The organism is Citrobacter amalonaticus, from assembly GCF_037053465.1.
In the GTDB taxonomy this organism is placed as follows: domain Bacteria; phylum Pseudomonadota; class Gammaproteobacteria; order Enterobacterales; family Enterobacteriaceae; genus Citrobacter_A; species Citrobacter_A amalonaticus_H.
On record NZ_JBALIF010000013.1, the window covers coordinates 1 to 18085 of the forward strand.

Consider the following 18085-nt stretch of genomic DNA (forward strand, 5'->3'; position numbering starts at 1 on the left):
CCTGCGACACTCCCCGCTAATATTAAGGCGAACGGTGCTGAGCACCGTTCTTAACCACCTCGCCAGAGCCTACCGAAGTATGGTGCTGGTTTATTAGCGCTGTTTTATGGGGATCCCTCAGCGCTTTTTAGCGGGCTTTTTGCTTATATCTGATAATCAATGGCAACGTCATCCGGTTCCATCACCTGCCGCTTAATGTCTTCTACAGATAACCCCGCGTTGCAAAGTTCGATAAAACGCCAGACGTAGTTACGCTGCAATTGCCCGCGCTTTAACCCCAGCCAGACAGTATTAGCGTCAAACAGATGTCGGGTATCGAGACGGACCAGTGCGCCCTCCTCCTGCTCTCCGCTTGATTGCTCCGCCACCAGACCAATCCCCAGCCCTAATGCCACATACGTTTTAATGACGTCAGAATCCTGTGCGCTAAGCACAATATCAGGCACCAGACCTTTACGGGTAAAGGCTTCATCAATGCGAGAGCGTCCGGTGATGCCTTGCCGATAAGTAATGAGCGGCCAGTGCGCAATCGACTCAAGGGTCAACGGCGAAACCTGGGTCAGGGGATGATCATCAGGCACTAGCAGGCTGTGATGCCAGCGAAACCAGGGAAAAGCCACGAGCAGCGGATCGTTGCACAGGCGCTCACTGGCGATACCAATATCGGCACCACCATTTTGCAAGAGCGTTTCAATTTCCTGTGGCGTTCCCTGGATTAACTCCAGGCGTACCTCCGGAAATAATTCGCGAAAAACCTTGATAACCCCCGGCAGACTGTACCGCGCCTGAGTATGTGTCGTAGCAATGGTTAACATGCCAGAAGTATCGTTGATGAATAAATCAGCCAGGCGACGTACATTACTGGCTTCATTTAGAATACGCTCGGCAATAACCAGAAGCGCCTTCCCAGGCTCGGTCATCCCCAGCAGACGTTTACCCCGGCGGATGAAGATTTCGATGCCTAGCTCGTCTTCCAGTTCACGAATATGACGACTGACCCCCGACTGCGAGGTATAGAGCATGTTGGCGACTTCTGTCAGGTTGTAATCCTGTCGCGCCGCCTCGCGAATGATTTTTAGCTGCTGGAAATTCACTGGTTACTCCGGATACATCAGACATTGCACTATTGTTAAAGTCTGATGTCCGGCATAACAAATAATAAAAACCTGCATCTTATTCCGTGACGAAATAACGCTTAGCTCACCAGTTGCAGCTCACGATTTTCCAGCGCCGGATTGCTGACCAGTGACATAAGGATCTCTTTCACCGCTTGTGCCTGTGGCGACAAACTGCCTCTTGCCGACATAGTGAGTGAAAGTGACAGGTTCATCGACGGCGATGTGATCCGTGCCATCCAGCCATTTGCCGCGCTACAAAGAGATCGTGCTGCTGATTCAGGCAAGACTGTCACGCCCATGCCGCTGGCAATGGCTGCGGTCAGCGTGGCTATCGACTCAATCTCACCGATTACCTTCGCGGTTAAGCGCCGTAAAGAGAATGCCTCATCAACACGTAAGCGCACTGCGCTATAATCGCGAGGGAGAAAAAGATTCATCTGAGCGACAGCGGCAAGATCCACGCTCTGCCCTGGACAATCTCGGGTGCCGACAAGAAAAAGGTCCTCTTTCAGCAGCGGTTGGCTGATGATCCCCGCCAGAGGGGAGCGCTCATAGAGAACTGCCATATCCAGTTGACCACTCAATAGCTTATCGTTCAGTACAGATCCGCTATTCTCATGCAGATACACCAGCACGTCTGGCAGTTCTGCCCGTACTGCCTGTAACAGCGGCATGGTTACCGATGAGGCAGCCGTCCCCGGAGCAAGCCCGATAGAAACCGGCCCCGTTAAGGTCTGCCCGACATTGTAAACCGCTAACTGTGCCTGTTCGCACTGGCGCAGGATCGTGCGCGCATGGGTATAAAGGATTTTACCCGCCTCAGTAGGCGTTACGCCTCGCTTGGTGCGAATCAATAGTTGTTGATTGAGTTCACCTTCCAGCGTGGCAACCTGCTGACTCAACGCAGGCTGCGCGATGTGCAATACTTCAGCAGCCTGCGTCAGGCTACCAATATCGACAATTTTCACGAAATATTTCAATCGTCTGAAGTTCATTTTGCCTCCTATCCGGAATGCCAGAATTACCGCTGGCTGGGTGTCAGGAAGGATTTGCAAAATGCTTGCCAGTTTCTGACAAGTACACTCATGTCTCTTAACCGCTAGTAAAATAAGCGTTTATGATTGCTATCGGTCAATATGCCCTGTATCCCTGTTTTTCGTTCTGCCCCATCTGAGGCACAGGCGCACCACAATGGGGCAAATCAGACAGGAGATCGAAACTTCGCCGCTTTGCTGATTTTGTCAGCAAACAAACCAACAATCGCATCTCCCCCTTTGACATCCCGAATGCTCGTCGCTAATATTCGCCCCGTTCACACGATTCCTCTGTAGTTCAGTCGGTAGAACGGCGGACTGTTAATCCGTATGTCACTGGTTCGAGTCCAGTCAGAGGAGCCAAATTCTTGTTTCTATGCGTCTCAGCATGTCTCAATAGTATTTTGATTCAGAGAGTTAGCATAGAAACTTGTCTCAGCGGGTATTGATTTATCTCTCCGTATCGGGACAAATTGGTGGTCTGATTTGGGGTCATTTCAGTTCGATAATGGAGTGACCACCACATGTCCCTTACTGACAGCAAAATCCGCGCTACTAAATCCTCAGCAACATCTTTTAAACTGACCGATTCTCACGGTCTGTATCTGCTTATCAATCCGGGCGGTTCGCGTCTTTGGTATCTCAAATACCGTTTTAACGGCAAAGAATCCCGTATTGCATTAGGCCCGTACCCTCAGGTATCCCTTTCCGATGCCCGACAGCAGCGCGAAGGTATTCGTAAACTTCTGGCTCAGAAAATAAATCCCGCTCAGCAACGAACCGACGAACGGATTGCCCACTCTCCGGATAAATGCTTTAAAGCCGTGGCGCTGGAGTGGCATAAAAGCAGAGCCGATAAAAAATGGTCGGCTGATTATGCCGCACGTCTGCTTGCCAGTATGAACAACCATATTTTCCCGGCTATTGGTCATCTGCCCGTCACTCTGCTGAAAACACAGCATTTCACGACACTGCTGAAAGACATAGAAGAAAAAGGCTTTCTGGAAGTCGCATCCCGGACACGGCAACATCTTTGTAATATCATGCATTATGCCGTACAGCGGGGACTGGTCGAAAATAATCCTGCTATGTATCTGGACGGCGTCACGGCCCCACCCGCTAAACATCACTACCCCGCCTTACCACTGGAACAATTGCCAGATCTGTTCCAGAGAATCAGTAACTATCAGCAGGGACGGGAATTAACCCGGCTGGCGGTGATGCTGACTCTGCATCTGTTTATCCGCTCCAGTGAATTGCGTTTTGCCCGCTGGACCGAGATTGATTTCAGAAACAAAATCTGGACCATCCCTGCCACTCGTAAAGTGATAGAAAAAGTTCGTTATTCCGGACGAGGGGCTAAAATGCGTACCCCGCATATTGTACCACTTTCCCGGCAGGCGATTGCCCTGCTGAAACAGATAAAGGATATTTCCGGCCATCTGGATTTAGTCTTCCCCGGCGACCATAATCCGTACAAACCGATGAGTGAAAACACCATCAACCGGGCACTCCGTCTGATGGGATACGACACAAAAACAGAGGTATGCGGACATGGATTTCGGACAATGGCCTGTAGCGCATTAGTGGAGTCGGAACTGTGGTCGCAGGATGCAGTGGAACGTCAAATGAGCCACCAGGAACGCAACAGCGTGCGGGCAGCGTATATTCACAAGGCGGAGCATCTGGATGCACGCAAAGCAATGATGCAATGGTGGTCGGATTACCTGGACGCAAACAGTAAAGGTTATATTGCGCCCTATATTTATGCGCGACAGGAATAAAGGTTGTCAGAATAACATCATGTAGCGGTAATTTTTCATAACTTAAGAAGCCATCTGCATTCTGTAATCAGATGGCTTCTTATAAACCGAAGCTGTATTCAGTATATAAAATGGATTATCAGGTTCAGAAGTCGGGCAATTGGCCGCGTCTGAAAGATGCTCCAACCTCTCCTTCCCCTGTAGATTACTGCAAAATGCAGTCAGTCACTTTCTGACATCGTAGTCATACGCAAAGATAATTTCAGTCTGATGGCAATATTGGCAGGCTATTCCCGGTACGTTTTAACTGCTATGATCCACAAATAGCTTCACTTTACGGCAACATAGCCCGACAAAAACTCAGCCTGTTTTCTTGCATGAAATCCAATACTACAGCCAGTTATTCTTACACCTCTGACCAGGTGGTTACTGACGTAGCACACCTGGCCTGGCGTGCCCTTGTCGCTTTACGCCTCACACAGCCAGAAGGCCAGGCATTGTCATCGCTGATGACGCATACATTTCTGATGCGCTGGCTTGCCACTGCACAAAAGCAGCGTCGCTTTCCACGCTCCATCGCACCCGATTTAGAAAAACTGTTGCGGCTTGGTCGTCAGAAAGGAGTCGCAGCAGATCTTCACCTGAGACTGGAAAACCTCTGGCATGCCGGTTCTGACTCTGTTTCTCACCAGTCAGATCTTTATAGACTGGCCCTGGCAATCAAAACACTCAAAGACCAGAACTGGCTCAATGCCACTGTCACTGATACTGAATGGGATATTCCAGCTTTGCTTGCTGAGTACGCTGGCAGCTCAGCGTTGCTGGTAAAAAAATCTGATCTGGTGAGTTATTTTTCAGAAGATGGGCGGTTAACCGGACCGGTAACGTTTCTGGTGTTGGGGGATATCAGAGAATGTATGGATGTGATGCAGGCACAGGGAGCCCGCATGGAAGCATCGGAAAATTCAGATGGAGGAAGTTTGCTCACTTTACTTCCGACAGAGTCGTCTGACTAATGCCTACATAAACAACTGGTCACAAGGTAGTTCAGCAATCACTCACTCCGACGACGTTATGCAGTAGAATCTGGGCAAATCTGACCGTCGGCTACGAGCGATGCGGACCTTGCAACTTTGTTGGCACACTTTTAACACCAATTTTTTTGAGGATAGCTAGAAAACTTGTGGCATAAAGGATCAGTTTCCCAATCGTACTTTTGATCAAGAAGGGATCATAACAATCGCCAGAAGAAGTGATGTCAAAGTATTGAGCTCGGCGTTAAGATTAAATAAATTACAGATTAATCCAATGTTTTATGGAAGGATAAGATGGCAGTCAAGCGCGCATACTACGGTAACGATAGTGACCGAGACTACTTTGAGCGGATATTTCAGTCAGCTAACATTAACTTTCTCATCGGATCAGGTGCATCCCTCCCTGCGATTAAAGTACTGGGGACAATCGAAACGGATCTTCAGCAGCTTATTAATGATGAACAGGAAGAGGAATACTTCAGGATGGCAGCTGACTTTTTGTCAGCTGTTTGGCTACCTCATGAATGCATGTTGAAGCGCGGCTACGGCGCCCCCTTCGCACCTCAGGTGATCACCAATTTGGAATGTACCCGTGCGAATTATGATACATTTATGTCTTCACTGGAAAAGATACTGACCCGCCGCCGAACTGGCCTACTTCCGAGACGTATTAACGTTTTTACAACTAATTATGATTTATTCATTGAAGAAGCTGCCACGCGTAATAACAATATTCTTTTTAATGATGGATTCAATAGAAGAGCAAGTATTTTGGGAGATGAGGAATTTGATGCGGGTAGCTTTAACCATTCTGTAAGTGCAACCGGAAATCTGTATAATTATAAAGTTGAGCTTCCTACTGTTAACCTTATAAAACTTCATGGTTCGCTCTCTTGGCAGCATTCTAAAGGAAAAATTATTTATCGTATTGCAGATATTAAGCCGCTTAACTTTCCCACCCTAGCCGAAATGAAAGGATGGGTACTTGCTCATGCACTTATTCTTCCACGTAAGGAGAAATTTAAAGAGACTCTACTACAGAACGTTTATTATGATTTACTGAGAACCTATTCCAACGAGCTTGATAAAGAAGCAACTCTACTAATTGTATTTGGGTTCTCGTTTGCTGATGAGCACCTTGAAACGATAACTAAAAAAGCCTTGCGCAACGCCACCCTGAAACTACTGATCTTTGCTTTCAATGATGCCAGTGTTAGCGGCTTTATGGAGAGATTTCGAGATTACTCAAACGTAGAGATTATTTATCGGCCGGGAGGAAATGTTGATTTTCCGGTAATGAATAACATTATCACGTGCTATCTGGGAGGCTCGAGATGAGCAGGCATTTTACTGAAGAGGAAGCGGTGCTCCGTATAGGCGAAGTCTGTGAGGTTTCTGGACGCGTTGTGACCATTTTAGTAGATAAAAACAAAAATCTCAGTGATTTGTTTTATCAGGGAAAAGTTCTAAGAAATGTATCAGTGGGTAGCTTCATTGAGATCAAAAAAGGTTTCATGAGCCTGATCGGCAAGGTTGAAGCGGAACGAGTCATTGAGGAAAAACATCTCGCTGGGAGCGGCAGTGATGCTTGGCGATATCGGCGATACCTGACCTCTACTCTGACGGGTTACATTGATCGTACTGGTTGCTTCATTGGTGGTTCGCGTGAACTACCTCTCATCGGCAATGAAGCCTTCGTGGTAACTGAAGAGATGATACAGACGGTTCATCAGATAGCTGATGCAGACGAAACTGTAATGAGGTTTACTCGTACAGATCTTGAAGATATTGAAATTGCACTACCAATCAATGGTCTTATTAATTCCCACATTGCCATTTTCGGTAATACTGGTAGCGGAAAGTCAAACACCCTAGCCGCGCTATACAAAGCAGGTACTGCCCAGGTTAAACATATTCTCGGCAACCATTTTAGTGAAAGATGCAAATTTATTCTATTCGACTTTAATGGAGAATATACTGCCCCACACTGTATTACTGACGAGAAGACGGTTTATAATCTCAACACGCACCATGCAGATGGTGACAAACTTCCCCTACCCAGAGAGGTTCTGCTTGAGCATGATATGCTCTCCGTTCTAACCGATGCAACAGACAAAACACAGAAACCTTTCCTGAAGCGAGTGCTTGAGTTTCGCAAGAAAGTGATGACCGCTGACAATCCTCTTGAGTTTATGCGCAATATCCTAAAGAAAAAAGTCAGGCAGAATCTCTTTAGTGGCGATAAGCCCAAATGCGATACTATAAATCAGTTTTTTAGTCCAATTTTTAAAGATGATCCAGAACTTATATCTGATCTTGAGTATCATTCAACTGCATATAAATGGAAATTGAGGGGTGGTAGTATTTTCAATGCAGAAGCTGATACTGAGCGCTCCTATCTATTCAGCCTCGCAAGCAATTTTTCATTTAAAACTGATATGATTGAAGAACTGTTGGATTTTATGTACTTGCAGTTAATACAGGAATATTTATCTAACAAGTCTAACCCTGAACATATTTCACCAGTTATAAATAGAATGAGTGCTAACCGTAAAGATATAGCCAAAATTTTTGACACTTCAGGACAGTTTGATTTTTGGGGTGAACATAATTTCACGGTTGTTAATCTAAATATGGTTAATATAACCATGAAAAAAACGCTTCCTCTTTTGATAGCCAAGTGGGCTTACAATATGAAGAAAATGTCTACCGAGAAATCTACACTGCACATCATTATAGATGAAGCCCACAATATTTTGTCTAATACTTCTTTTCGGGAAACGGAAAGTTGGAAAGATTATCGTCTGGAAACCTTTGAGGAAATCATAAAGGAGGGGAGGAAATTTGGAGTTTTTATCACAATTTCCAGTCAACGCCCTAATGATATATCGTCGACAATCATATCCCAAGCACACAATTATTTTATTCATCGCCTTATTAATCAGAATGATCTCTACGCAATTGAAAAATCGGTATCATATATAGACCGACTGACTGAAGAGTCGATTCCAACGCTATCTACAGGAACCTGTATTTTTAGTGGTGTCGTCTGCCCCATGCCGCTCAAATTAAGGGTAGCTGAACTTCCAATTGAAGAAAAACCTAAGAGTAATACTATTACCTTCAACGAGTTAATACCTGAGAGACTGGGAGAGGATGACCAGAGCGACTACGTAATAACCAGCCCTCACTAATTAACAAAGTGCTGAAGCGGTAACGACCGATTCTGGCACAGGGCTGCTGTTGCAGCCCTGACAATCTTAGACTTCAATCGATTCAGAGATCTCTAACGCATCATCGACTTCAATGCCCAGATAACGGACTGTGCTTTCCAGTTTCTTATGACCCAACAGAAGTTGGATCACCCGGAGATTCTTGGTTTTCTTGTAGATCAGGTAAGGTTTTGTTCTTCTCATGGAATGTGTGCTGTAAAGCGAATCTTCGAGGCCATGCTTTTCTACCCACCCATGAAAGATTCGGTTGTATTGCCGGGTTGAAATGTGCTGGTTAGTTCCGACCCGAGACCGAAACAAGAAGTCTTTACTGTGCAAATTGCCAAGCTTTATCAATGCAGCAACAGCTTCTCTTGTTCCTTTGGTTATCTCAAATTGCACAGGACTACCGGTTTTCTGTTGCAACACCGTTGCTCTGCTTGAAACAGAGCTACCAAATGCAACATCAGATACTTTGAGTTTGACCAGATCACAGCCCCGAAGCTTACTGTCCAGGGCCATATTGAACAGAGCTAAATCGCGCGTTTTACCTTCCAGTTCAAGCCGGATTCGGATACCCCAGATATGAGATATCTGAAGTGGTCTTTTTTGGCCTATGATACGGTCTTTGTTCCACGGTGACGTGTTCATACTCAAATCTCCTGCAATGTGGGAGATTTGAGTATGGTTGTCCCTTATGAGCGAGCAGCGGACTTCAATATTAAAAACTATTCTATTCGCTATAATATATCATACCCATACTTGTTGTCAGACAATGCTCGAAAATTATAGATTCTAGAGGTGGAACAGGTTAAAGGAAAAATATCCCCAGATGATAGATTGCCTTAAATTTATTAATCAATCAGAGTCATAATGACAATGACTCATAGTTTTGCAAGTGTTTCCTCCAACTCAAACCTAGCATTGTTAGTGTCAACCATTAATAAAGGTTCCTCTCCTAACAGCTTTTCATTCCGAAGAATAGACATGAAGTCATAGATTGCCTTAATATGAGTTTGTGCTTTTGTAGATATTCTAAACTCACCCTTCATACCACCTTTGAAATCATAACTGGCACTCATGATGTATTTGCTACAATAAAATCTAATTCTATTACTAGATTTGTCATATTTACGTTTATCCTTCTCGTCACAAAGTTCTCTGAAAATGGAAAAAATTTTATCGCTTACATATTCTAAGAAAACAACGCTACCCGCCGCCCCATCTTTAAAAGGATGAGCGAAGATAGTATTTCTAAGCTGCAAAACACCAGACATCTCTATTTTTTTTCGTAAAGCACTTAAATAAGAGTACCCACTAATTAAATTATTGTTATCTAATAACTTTGCAGCGTGTCTCTTATCTTTTTTATTAAAAAATTCACTGCCGTTATTTAATGCTTCTAAGTCTACTAAAGCTTCATAAAGCTTTGCGTATTGCATAATGACTTGATGCCCAAATGGTTCATTTGCAGCGATGAAGAAATTAGACTCTTCCTTACCCTTATTTAAATAGAATGTTTTATTTTCATGTAAAAACACCATTGAGCTATATAAGGATCCAATATTAATCAGAGAATAATAAATATAACTTAACGCCATGTATCTATTAACATAAAATTGATAATCACATTTAAACCTAGTATAAGCCTGCCTGAATACCTTGGGCATTGACTCATTAGTTTCAAATAAATTCTCAAATGAGGATGCGCTATTTATAGCGTAGTTCCTTATTAAGAAACGCAATGCGGATTCAACTTTATCATCTTCCATTATATAACCTTAAGAGAAGGGTGTTAAAAACATTTCTTTAGAGCCTGCATCAATACAGGTGCGCATGATTAAATTTATTCAACAGCACTATTGTAAGTGTTATCTTGAAAAGAGTCATTAATTCTTTAAGATATTCCTGAAAAAACAAAATCCTCTTTTATGCTTCTAATAGTCCAATGTCAGCTTTTGGCACAGACTGTGTGAAAACCTACCTAAAAACCGAAGTGCGTGAGGTTATGCAAAATCTGGAGTCGATCGACTGGTCAACCTGCGTCAAATTTTACATAGGAGCGCATTTTTCGACTCTGTTCTACACCCTTTCTACGATCGCTAACGTTTTCACACAGCCTAGGCACAAAGCCGCCGGTCAATTCTGATCATCATTGAATAGCAAAAGAACCAGACTCTGTGTCAGTCAGCGCGCACGAGATTACTTTCAGGCCAGATTCTCAATGGCCCGAAAAAATACATCTTCGGTCAACAGAACGTTGCCCTGGGCCCCTTGATGTTCATTGCGGATCAACCAGCCACTATCCAACGCCATGCACAAAAAAAATGTCTGCCTGCCAGAAGCAGTGTCAGACGCGTCAACGTTCATGGTGACACATCCTCTGTCCCCCGCCCGGCAAAGCTGCTCCGGAATAATACTGACGCTGCGGTTCCCGTTCTGTAACCTGATAGTAGTAATTTCATAGCGACATACGCCACTGTTAAGGCTAAGTCCTACAGTGCTCAGGTCATGGAGATATTTTTTCGTTATGATGACCTCAATCCCGGAGTCCCCGAACCACATATTAATCTGCTGTGCCAGGTCATCCATCCTTTGGCAGAATTCCTGAATCTCAGTCTCTGCCGATTTATTACTGTCCAATGCGCGATTGCTCTTCTGCTGCACCTTCTTAAAAAAACGTTCTCTGACTGACACGATATTTCCCTGTACGAATTGATGACCTTAACTTTTCTCCCGACGGGCGAAATCACTCGGGTGTTTTCTGCTTAAGCAACGCATAGCGCGCAGAGAGTTGTTCCAGATGCATTTCGGTCAGACGTTGCAGATCCGGCGACGTTTGATCAGGTTGCGCCATCAGGCGTAGCTGCTCCTCCACCGGAACCGCACTGCTGAACGCCTGCGTCATGGAAAAGACCACCGATTTAAGTTCACTCACTGTCATATACTTGCCGCGCTTTTCGTCCAGCGCATTCAGCTGGTTCGCAAGGTGTTGTAGCTGCGTCATCCCCTGATGCCAGCCAGTGAGTTTTTCTGACGGCAGCGCAGCGGCGGCGACTCGCTGCTGCCACTGCTTCGCCAGCGGTCCGACCTGCTCCGGCCATAGAGTGAGCGCCTGCTGAACAACCTGATTGCCATAATCAATATTCCAGTCCGGCGGAAGGCGGGCAAGTCTGGCAAGTTGCTGCTGTGTCGCGCTGATCCCCGCGTCAGGTGACATGGCTCTGCCCCGCAGAGACTGTAGCTGCGTGTGAGTCACCGTCACCGGCAGGGGCCTCAGTGAATCGGCCAGCTGAACTTCTGCTGGATCGGGCTGATTCAGTGCCTGCCAGCCCCATACCGCGCTTCCGCCGACCAGCAGCATGGTGAACATCCCCGCCATAAACGGTTTCCAGCGTCTGGCTGGCGGGAGTGCCCTTACCACTTCCACGTTCTGCTGCGGTTCTGGTTGTGCCACATAGATCCACCGCACGTTCCCGGCAGGTTTACTCGCCGCCTCTACAGAGGGCATCCGTGCCGGTTCCGCCTCCCCAACTTGCGACATCTTCCCTGTCAGGGTATCGCTGTCGCTGTTAAACGGCGCGGCGCTGTCGGCGCTCTCCAGTCGCACGGCAGCGTTATGTATCAGCGTCTGCAACGGATCAAACTGGCTGACCTGGTTTAATTCCAGCCGTTGCAGCGCCTCACCCAGCGCCTTCAGATAGTGTTCTGCCCGGTATAATGCGCGGAGATCGGCACAGGCAAAGGATTGTGTACGCATGACCTGTTGCAGGCGTTTACTGAGGGTGCTGAGGATTTCCATCCGCACGGCGATCGGTTGCGGCCACAACGTGTTCCACTGGCAGGCTATAAGTGCTTCCAGCAACGCCAGCCCTTCGTTCAGCCCGTACACTCCGGCGATCTGCGTGCGGGCAAGCGTATACCAGGCGGCGGTCTGCAGCTCCACGCCGTTGTGCTCAAACAACGACAGGCAGAGTTTTTCCGCGTGCGGCCAGTTGACGTCCGGGCGCGCCGGGTGGCTCAACTTGTTCATTTCATCGCGAAGCGCAGCGTAGTCCGCTAACGTGCGCGGATCGCCACCTGTTTTAAGGTAACGTTCAGAGAATGTTGTCATGATGGTGGATTCAGTCAGAGAGAAGCTAGATTGCCGCGCGGGCGTCCAGGTAATGCTGCTGTTTCATGTGCCGGATTAAGATTTTACCCTCCGGCATAAACTCCGTGCCGTAGCGCACCAGCCCTACGCCTTTCAGTTCTGCGTCGATGGCGTAACGTAGTTCACCCGGCTGCGTCTGCTCCAGCAGCACCACATCAATACGCTGCAAACGTGGCTCGTATTTCAGCAACACCGTGGAGAGCGTCTCCATCAGTTCATGGGCAGTGCCCGGCATCCCCTGGAGGATTTTTGTCATATCCGGCAGACCGTAGTCCGGCAGATGCGCCAGTGTACCTGCGCGGCAGTTGAGGATGCGCTGCATATTGTCCAGCACCGACAGGATGACCTGGTTTTCCTCACTGACCTGATGCAAATCGAGGCCACCGGCAAAGTTGCCAAAGAGGGTTTCATACAGTGAGGGGGCGTTATGGCGTCCGGGCATACTCAGTCGTCCTTCAGGGGTTGCAGGGTCAGGCGGTTATGCCCGGCTTCGATGACGCGCGGGTTGTCCGGGTCGAGGTCGTCGCGGGCAAGCACCAGCTTCCAGTCATTCTTCGCCATATCCGGCTGACGGAACAACCCTACCACCGCGACAAACTGCGCCTTTTCATCCATCGGCATATCCAGACTGGCATCTTCCCCCGGTTTAACCACCAGACTTCGACTGGCAAGGATTTCCTCCCTCGCCGCATCATCCCCCAGCGTCAGCAATTGCTGATAAACCATTTTATCAAAGGCCTTGCGGTCCCGGAGCTGATAAATACGTACCATCACTGGCTGAGAGAGTGAGGTATTTTCCAGTCCGTCAGTGTTCAGCGCCTGGCGGGCGGTAACGTCCAGATGCAGGGTCTTCACCTGTTTGTAAAAAATGGATTTCATGGCCGATGATGTGCCGTCGCTGACGCTCTGCGTCAGGCCACAGCCGGTCAGCAGCGCTGGCAGGAGCAGCAAAGGAAGTCGTTTAATCAACAGAGTACGCAACACGTCGGTTTCCTTGTGGTGTGACGGCAGGCGACATACCGCAGTAGCCCCCGGCCTCAATGGTGAATGTCGCAGGCAGGTCCGGCGGCACCTCATCGCCCTCCATGCCCAGCACCCCGGTCATACCGAGGATAAAGGGGGTTTCGCCCAGTACCGGGGCCGGTAACAACTGCGTCGGCACGGTAAGCTGAATACGCGCTTTATAGCGCCAGCCGAGATACACCCGCAGCAGTACCAGAAAGTCGGCATAAATCAGCCCTTCCGGCAGCCAGCCCTGCGCCTCAGCGTGGTCTTCGGTATACAGGCCAATCAGCAACTGGCTGCTGACCTCGGTGGTTTCATCGCCCAGCACCTGGTAGCCGTCGAGCAGAAAATCCTCGTCGCCGTAAAAACCTAGCGGCTTATCGATGTAAACCGTGCGCGGACAGTGCGGCGTCACCGTCGTCTGTGTATGGGGTGCCAGCAGCCGCACCAGCGCCTGAATCCCCTCTTCGGTGCGGGCGGGCAGTCGCATCACGCTGAGCAGCGCCAGAAAGCGCGACAGCGGCGCGGTAATATGCCGCTCAGTACCGGGAATGCCCAGCCCGATAAGGCCCAGCAGACTCTGCGAGGTGGAGTCCCGCCCGCCGGGTTCAAAGGTCGCCGGGTACGAATACTTGCGCCAGATGCGGTAAAACTGCGTCAGGATGCGGTGGTTAAAAATATCCAGGAACGCTTCCTGCGCTTCATGCCCCTCGCGCTGCTGGGCGATATCGTCCAGCCAGGCAGTCGGCAGTGGCGAATCAACGCCGTACAGCCCGTTGAAGGTGGTGCGCACCGTCGGCGGCGCATCCGGGTTATCTTCGTCGTACTCCACCGCCTTCAGCTCGCTGACCGGAAATCCCATGCCCGGATGCGGACGAAAGCGCACCGGGTCATCCGCCGGGTTGAGGGTGCTGCCAAGTGGCGGTGCATCCGGGCGGGCTTTTTCCAGTAGCTGACAGAAACGGTAAAAGTTGATGCGGTGGATATCCCGCTCAAGCCGGGTGTTCAGCCGGGAATACGGCGGTTGTGGTTCTCCTGCCATTCGAGACGCTCTCCGGTGGACTGAATAATGACTGTCAGACGGTTAAACAGGTGGATATCGGTATACAGCGCAAAGAAGCGGTTGAGCATTTCGCCAAACAGGCTGATATCGCCGTGACCGGCAAAGCCGTTGTCGTCGAGGGTCACCTCTATCTGCACACCGCGCAGAAAGTGTCCCTGCACAAAACGTTCTGTTTCGCTGTGTTTCACATCAACAATCGCCGCCAGACGACGGATGTTCATCTCACTGCCCGTCCAGTTATACAAAGACAGCGCCCCGCGCAGCACTTCGGCGTTATCCATCATCCACAGAAAGCTGCTGCCAAGATGGCTCAGTACCCGCCAGTGAAAGCGGTCCTGGTCCGGCGGATAGCAGGGCAGCGTCGGCGCGCAAAGATTGCGCACCTGAATGCGCGAGGCGGTGGATTTCACCACCGTATCCAGCAGCGTGCTCTGCAACGCCCGGCGCGGGAGCTGGCCGTTGGTGCCGGTCAGGCTCAGGGAGAGTTTTTCATCGTCCGGCACGGTATGGTTATCGAACGCCTCACCACCGAGTATCAGCCAGGTGTCGTGCAGTCCGGAGGGACCGCGTTTTACGCGAGTGTGGTAGTAATATTCCGGCGCATCATGACGCATCATCCCGCCCTTATGCCGGAAGCTGGTAAACGGGACATACACCTGATGACCGGAATGGCGCGACGAGGTGACCGAATCGACAGAGTAAATTTCGGTATGCCCGTCCTGAACACGCATCGGGCGCAGCAGGTACTCAGTCTGTAACGAGTCCAGATGCAGCGGGTCAGATTCGAGTGAAAACAGATTAATCACCGGCGCGCAGTGCAGTCGCAGATGTTTCTCCGAGAAGGTAAACTCATGCTGCCACTGCGTATCCAGCACCACATCAATTTCAAACCAGAGCATCTCTTCCGGAAAGTTCACGTTTTCCAGACCGCGCAGCGCCACCGACATAAATTTCTCGCGGAAGGTGAAATACTCCAGCAACAGCTGATAGCCGCTGAAGCTGCCGCTTTCCGGTAACAGCGCTTCCTCCCGACTGAAACCGCAGACGGTAAAACGGGCGTCCAGCGCCCTGCGGTCAGTATCACCGGGGAAGCGAATACCCGTTTTTGCCACATTCAGGGTTAGTGCCTCGTGCAGCGCGCAGGCCAGCGGCGCATCGGCATTGAGATACAGCGGGATGCGGCTTAAATCGATACTGCTCCAGTCCGCCAGTTGCCCGCACTCAAAACGCAGCGTGATAACAGAACGCCCGTCCGGTTCAGTACCGATACCCGCGCGGGAGAGCGATAATGGCAGCAGGGTCAGCGGCTGCGTGGTGGTATAACGGCAGCGGGTCTGCTTTTCACCAACGGGACGCGAGCGAACCTCAAAACCCTTCGCCACGGCCACCGGCTCTTTCATCTCCCGCCAGTCAGCAGAAAATTCGACGATGGAGAGCGACGGAATGGTGCGCAGGTAGTGCGGCCAGAGCATACTCACCAGCCCGCCGGTCAGTTCCGGCAGGTCATCGTCGAGTTTTTCCCGCAGACGGCCCATCAGGAAGGCAAAACCTTCGAACAGGCGCTCCACATACGGGTCACGGGCACCAGCTTTGTCGAGGTTTAAACTTGCCGCCCGGTCAGGGTGAGCACGGGCGAATTCCTCGCCCGCTTCACGCAGGTAACGCATTTCAGCGTCAAAATAACGCAGGGTTAAGTCGTCCATAGTGTTTTATATTCAGCCTTGCAGGCCACTGAAAGGAGTTTCGTTGAAGGAATGAAGCGAAAAAACAATCTGAAATACTGTCACTGCACATCACATTTCATAGGTGTCATCCACCATTGACGCGATAAACCGCGCCTGGCAAGGACAGGAGCTTTTGCTGTGTAATGTTCCGGCATATCCTCTGTCATTAAGGCTGTCTCCAGGAATACTGCCCGTTATCATGTATGTCCCCGGATGCTGACCACAGGTTACCTTGTCCATTTCGCGTGCAACCGGAATACCCATAATCGTAAAAGTGTCATCCCCCTCCACAATGAGGCCCCCGCAGGTGGTTTTATCCCCCACAACCAAATAATTACCTTCTGCCATAGTGGCACCTCCGAAAAATTATGATCGGTGTTACTGGCACAGCACTGCCGCCCGAGCCGGATCAATGGCAATCAGTCCACCGAGCAACGATTCCATTTCCGGCTGTAGCCGGATTTTCTCTGCTTCACTACGTCCGGCCTTCATGCGCAGCAGTTTCAGGTGTCTCGCCTTCACCTCAAACAACAGCCCCGGCTCCCATTGATTCAGGGTCAGGGTTGCTGAACGGGAATCCAGTTCACCCAGCAGGTGCAGGGCCAGTTCGTTTTTGCCGGTCTGTTCGGCAATACGCGCCATCAGCAGGCGCAGCAGCCAGCGACTTCGCGGCGTAGTGATGCCGGGACGGCTCTGCAGCCAGGCCAGCGCTGCATCGGGGCCTTCACTGTCGGCAAGCGTGAGCGCTTCCGGCTCCAGTTGCAGGATATCGTCGTCGCCTGATACTGTGGTGGAGTTGGCGGTATGGTCGTCCTGCCAGCCGGCAGGATTATCCAGTACCTGCTGCTGTATCCAGTTCAGCGTCACCTCGTCAGCGAACGGCGTGCCGTCGTTAAAGGCCAGCGTCTCCAGTCCCGTCAGACGCGAGAGCAGCCCTTTCAGGTCGGCCTGAATAATGGCAGCATCAGCGTCACGCCCGGATTTCAGTAATGCCTGGTGCAGATACCACTGAACGTCCAGCCACAGATGGTTCGCGCCGCGCGACAGCAGGCCGTCCGCCTCCTCCATCAGTTCCCGCCAGCTCTGTTGCAGATACAGCCGTTTGAGCTGCGCCCGCTGGTCTGGCTTTGGCGGCTCGATACGGGTTTTACCATCTGCCTGGAGTGGTGGTAACTGATGGAGGGTGTCGTGACGGAGATTCTTTATCAGCCGGTGGGCGGACAACCAGCCATCCGGCTGGCCTCTGAGGTATTCCGCCAGTATCCGCGCCTGCGAGAGCAACTCCTGGCCCGAAGCAATCCCCGTCAGCGATGGTACGCTGCCAGTCGTGGCTGGCGGCGTACCATCGCTGACGTTCTGCGGCACCACCGCATCCATGCCGCCGGATTTCAGCAATCGGCTTTCCAGCGCAGCGTACAGGGTGCCGAACTGCGGGCGCTCTTCTGTTTTCGTTTGTTCCGCTGCCTGCTCAGTCAGCCACAGCGCCCCAGCGATGCGTTCCGCTTCCGTTTTTGTCACTTCCGGGTATAACGACAGGCTGTCGAGCATCCGGCTGCTGCCGAGCCACTCCAGCGCCGCTTTCCGGCTGCGCTCCCGTTGTGGATGCAATTGTGTGCCAAAACGCTGCATCAGCCCGGCCAGCAGTTCCAGTCCGTCCGCCAGCCCGGACTCGCCATCCCGATGCAGTCGCGCCCAGGCGTAATACGTCGCAACGCGGATATCTTTGGTTGTGGTGGTCAGCAGCTTTTCTGCCAGAGTGCAAATCAGGTCCGTATCTGCGCCGGAGAGTTTATTCACCTCCTCACGCATCTGCTGAAAATCATCGTCATAGCCGGGGTCGTCGCCGGTGGGATTGTTATCAGACACAGGCAACAGCCAGTTTGCCCACAGGGCAAGGCGGGACTGAGCCTGCGATGCCAGCGTGTCCGTCTCCAACTGGCAGGCCGCCAGCAGGGTATCAATGGATGCCATAAAAAGAG

Annotated in this window: 15 protein-coding genes, 1 tRNA gene and 1 pseudogene; 5 read left to right on the forward strand and 12 right to left on the reverse strand. The window is 50.1% G+C overall.

Going from position 1 to position 18085, the window contains the following annotated elements; genetic code table 11:
- Positions 1 to 143: 143 nt before the first annotated feature.
- Complete coding sequence (cbl, locus tag WB371_RS18380) at positions 144 to 1094, reverse strand: HTH-type transcriptional regulator Cbl (protein ID WP_336221477.1); 951 nt, start codon at positions 1092 to 1094, stop codon at positions 144 to 146.
- A gap of 101 nt (positions 1095 to 1195) precedes the next feature.
- Positions 1196 to 2113, reverse strand: coding sequence for a nitrogen assimilation transcriptional regulator NAC (gene nac, locus WB371_RS18385; RefSeq protein ID WP_336221478.1), 918 nt, complete (start codon positions 2111 to 2113; stop codon positions 1196 to 1198).
- Positions 2114 to 2439: 326 nt separating this feature from the next.
- Between nac and WB371_RS18390 the strand changes: the two genes are divergently transcribed.
- From WB371_RS18390 to WB371_RS18410, 5 genes are all read left to right on the forward strand, one after another.
- Positions 2440 to 2515: transfer RNA gene (locus WB371_RS18390), tRNA-Asn, on the forward strand.
- Between the two features lie 161 nt (positions 2516 to 2676).
- Complete coding sequence (locus WB371_RS18395) at positions 2677 to 3936, forward strand: tyrosine-type recombinase/integrase (protein ID WP_336221479.1); 1260 nt, start codon at positions 2677 to 2679, stop codon at positions 3934 to 3936.
- A 356-nt stretch (positions 3937 to 4292) separates the two neighbouring features.
- Complete coding sequence (locus tag WB371_RS18400; protein WP_336221480.1) at positions 4293 to 4931, forward strand: DUF2913 family protein; 639 nt, start codon at positions 4293 to 4295, stop codon at positions 4929 to 4931.
- Positions 4932 to 5243: 312 nt separating this feature from the next.
- The gene (locus WB371_RS18405; RefSeq protein ID WP_336221481.1) at positions 5244 to 6287 is read left to right on the forward strand and encodes an SIR2 family protein; all 1044 of its coding nucleotides are present in this window, start codon (positions 5244 to 5246) and stop codon (positions 6285 to 6287) included.
- Positions 6284 to 8143 (forward strand): ATP-binding protein, encoded by a 1860-nt coding sequence (locus tag WB371_RS18410; protein WP_336221482.1) that lies wholly within the window; start codon positions 6284 to 6286, stop codon positions 8141 to 8143. The genes WB371_RS18405 and WB371_RS18410 overlap by 4 nt, the downstream gene beginning before the upstream one ends.
- 66 nt (positions 8144 to 8209) lie before the next feature.
- On the opposite strand, the gene WB371_RS18415 is transcribed toward WB371_RS18410, so the two are convergent.
- From WB371_RS18415 to tssA, 10 genes and pseudogenes are all read right to left on the reverse strand, one after another.
- Positions 8210 to 8812: a site-specific integrase gene (locus WB371_RS18415; RefSeq protein ID WP_336221483.1), complete on the reverse strand. Its 603-nt coding sequence runs from the start codon at positions 8810 to 8812 to the stop codon at positions 8210 to 8212.
- Positions 8813 to 9045: 233 nt separating this feature from the next.
- A complete protein-coding gene (locus WB371_RS18420; RefSeq protein ID WP_336221484.1) occupies positions 9046 to 9933 on the reverse strand; it encodes a hypothetical protein in 888 nt (295 codons plus the stop codon).
- A gap of 436 nt (positions 9934 to 10369) precedes the next feature.
- The gene (locus WB371_RS18425) at positions 10370 to 10753 is read right to left on the reverse strand and encodes a hypothetical protein (RefSeq protein WP_336221485.1); all 384 of its coding nucleotides are present in this window, start codon (positions 10751 to 10753) and stop codon (positions 10370 to 10372) included.
- A 157-nt stretch (positions 10754 to 10910) separates the two neighbouring features.
- Entirely contained in the window at positions 10911 to 12275 is a 1365-nt protein-coding gene (locus tag WB371_RS18430; protein ID WP_336221486.1) for a VasL domain-containing protein, read from the reverse strand.
- Between the two features lie 25 nt (positions 12276 to 12300).
- A complete protein-coding gene (gene tssE / locus WB371_RS18435; RefSeq protein ID WP_336221487.1) occupies positions 12301 to 12756 on the reverse strand; it encodes a type VI secretion system baseplate subunit TssE in 456 nt (151 codons plus the stop codon).
- Between the two features lie 2 nt (positions 12757 to 12758).
- Complete coding sequence (tssJ, locus tag WB371_RS18440; RefSeq protein ID WP_336221488.1) at positions 12759 to 13298, reverse strand: type VI secretion system lipoprotein TssJ; 540 nt, start codon at positions 13296 to 13298, stop codon at positions 12759 to 12761.
- Positions 13276 to 14361 (reverse strand): type VI secretion system baseplate subunit TssG, encoded by a 1086-nt coding sequence (gene tssG / locus WB371_RS18445; RefSeq protein ID WP_336221489.1) that lies wholly within the window; start codon positions 14359 to 14361, stop codon positions 13276 to 13278. Before tssG ends, tssJ begins: the two co-directional genes overlap by 23 nt.
- Positions 14325 to 16085, reverse strand: a complete 1761-nt coding sequence (tssF, locus tag WB371_RS18450; RefSeq protein WP_336221490.1) for a type VI secretion system baseplate subunit TssF — start codon at positions 16083 to 16085, stop codon at positions 14325 to 14327. Before tssF ends, tssG begins: the two co-directional genes overlap by 37 nt.
- A 93-nt stretch (positions 16086 to 16178) precedes the next feature.
- Positions 16179 to 16454 (reverse strand): annotated as a pseudogene (locus WB371_RS18455) (PAAR domain-containing protein); the annotation flags it as partial.
- A 30-nt stretch (positions 16455 to 16484) separates the two neighbouring features.
- Positions 16485 to 18077 (reverse strand): type VI secretion system protein TssA, encoded by a 1593-nt coding sequence (tssA, locus tag WB371_RS18460; protein WP_336221491.1) that lies wholly within the window; start codon positions 18075 to 18077, stop codon positions 16485 to 16487.
- Positions 18078 to 18085: the final 8 nt, after the last annotated feature.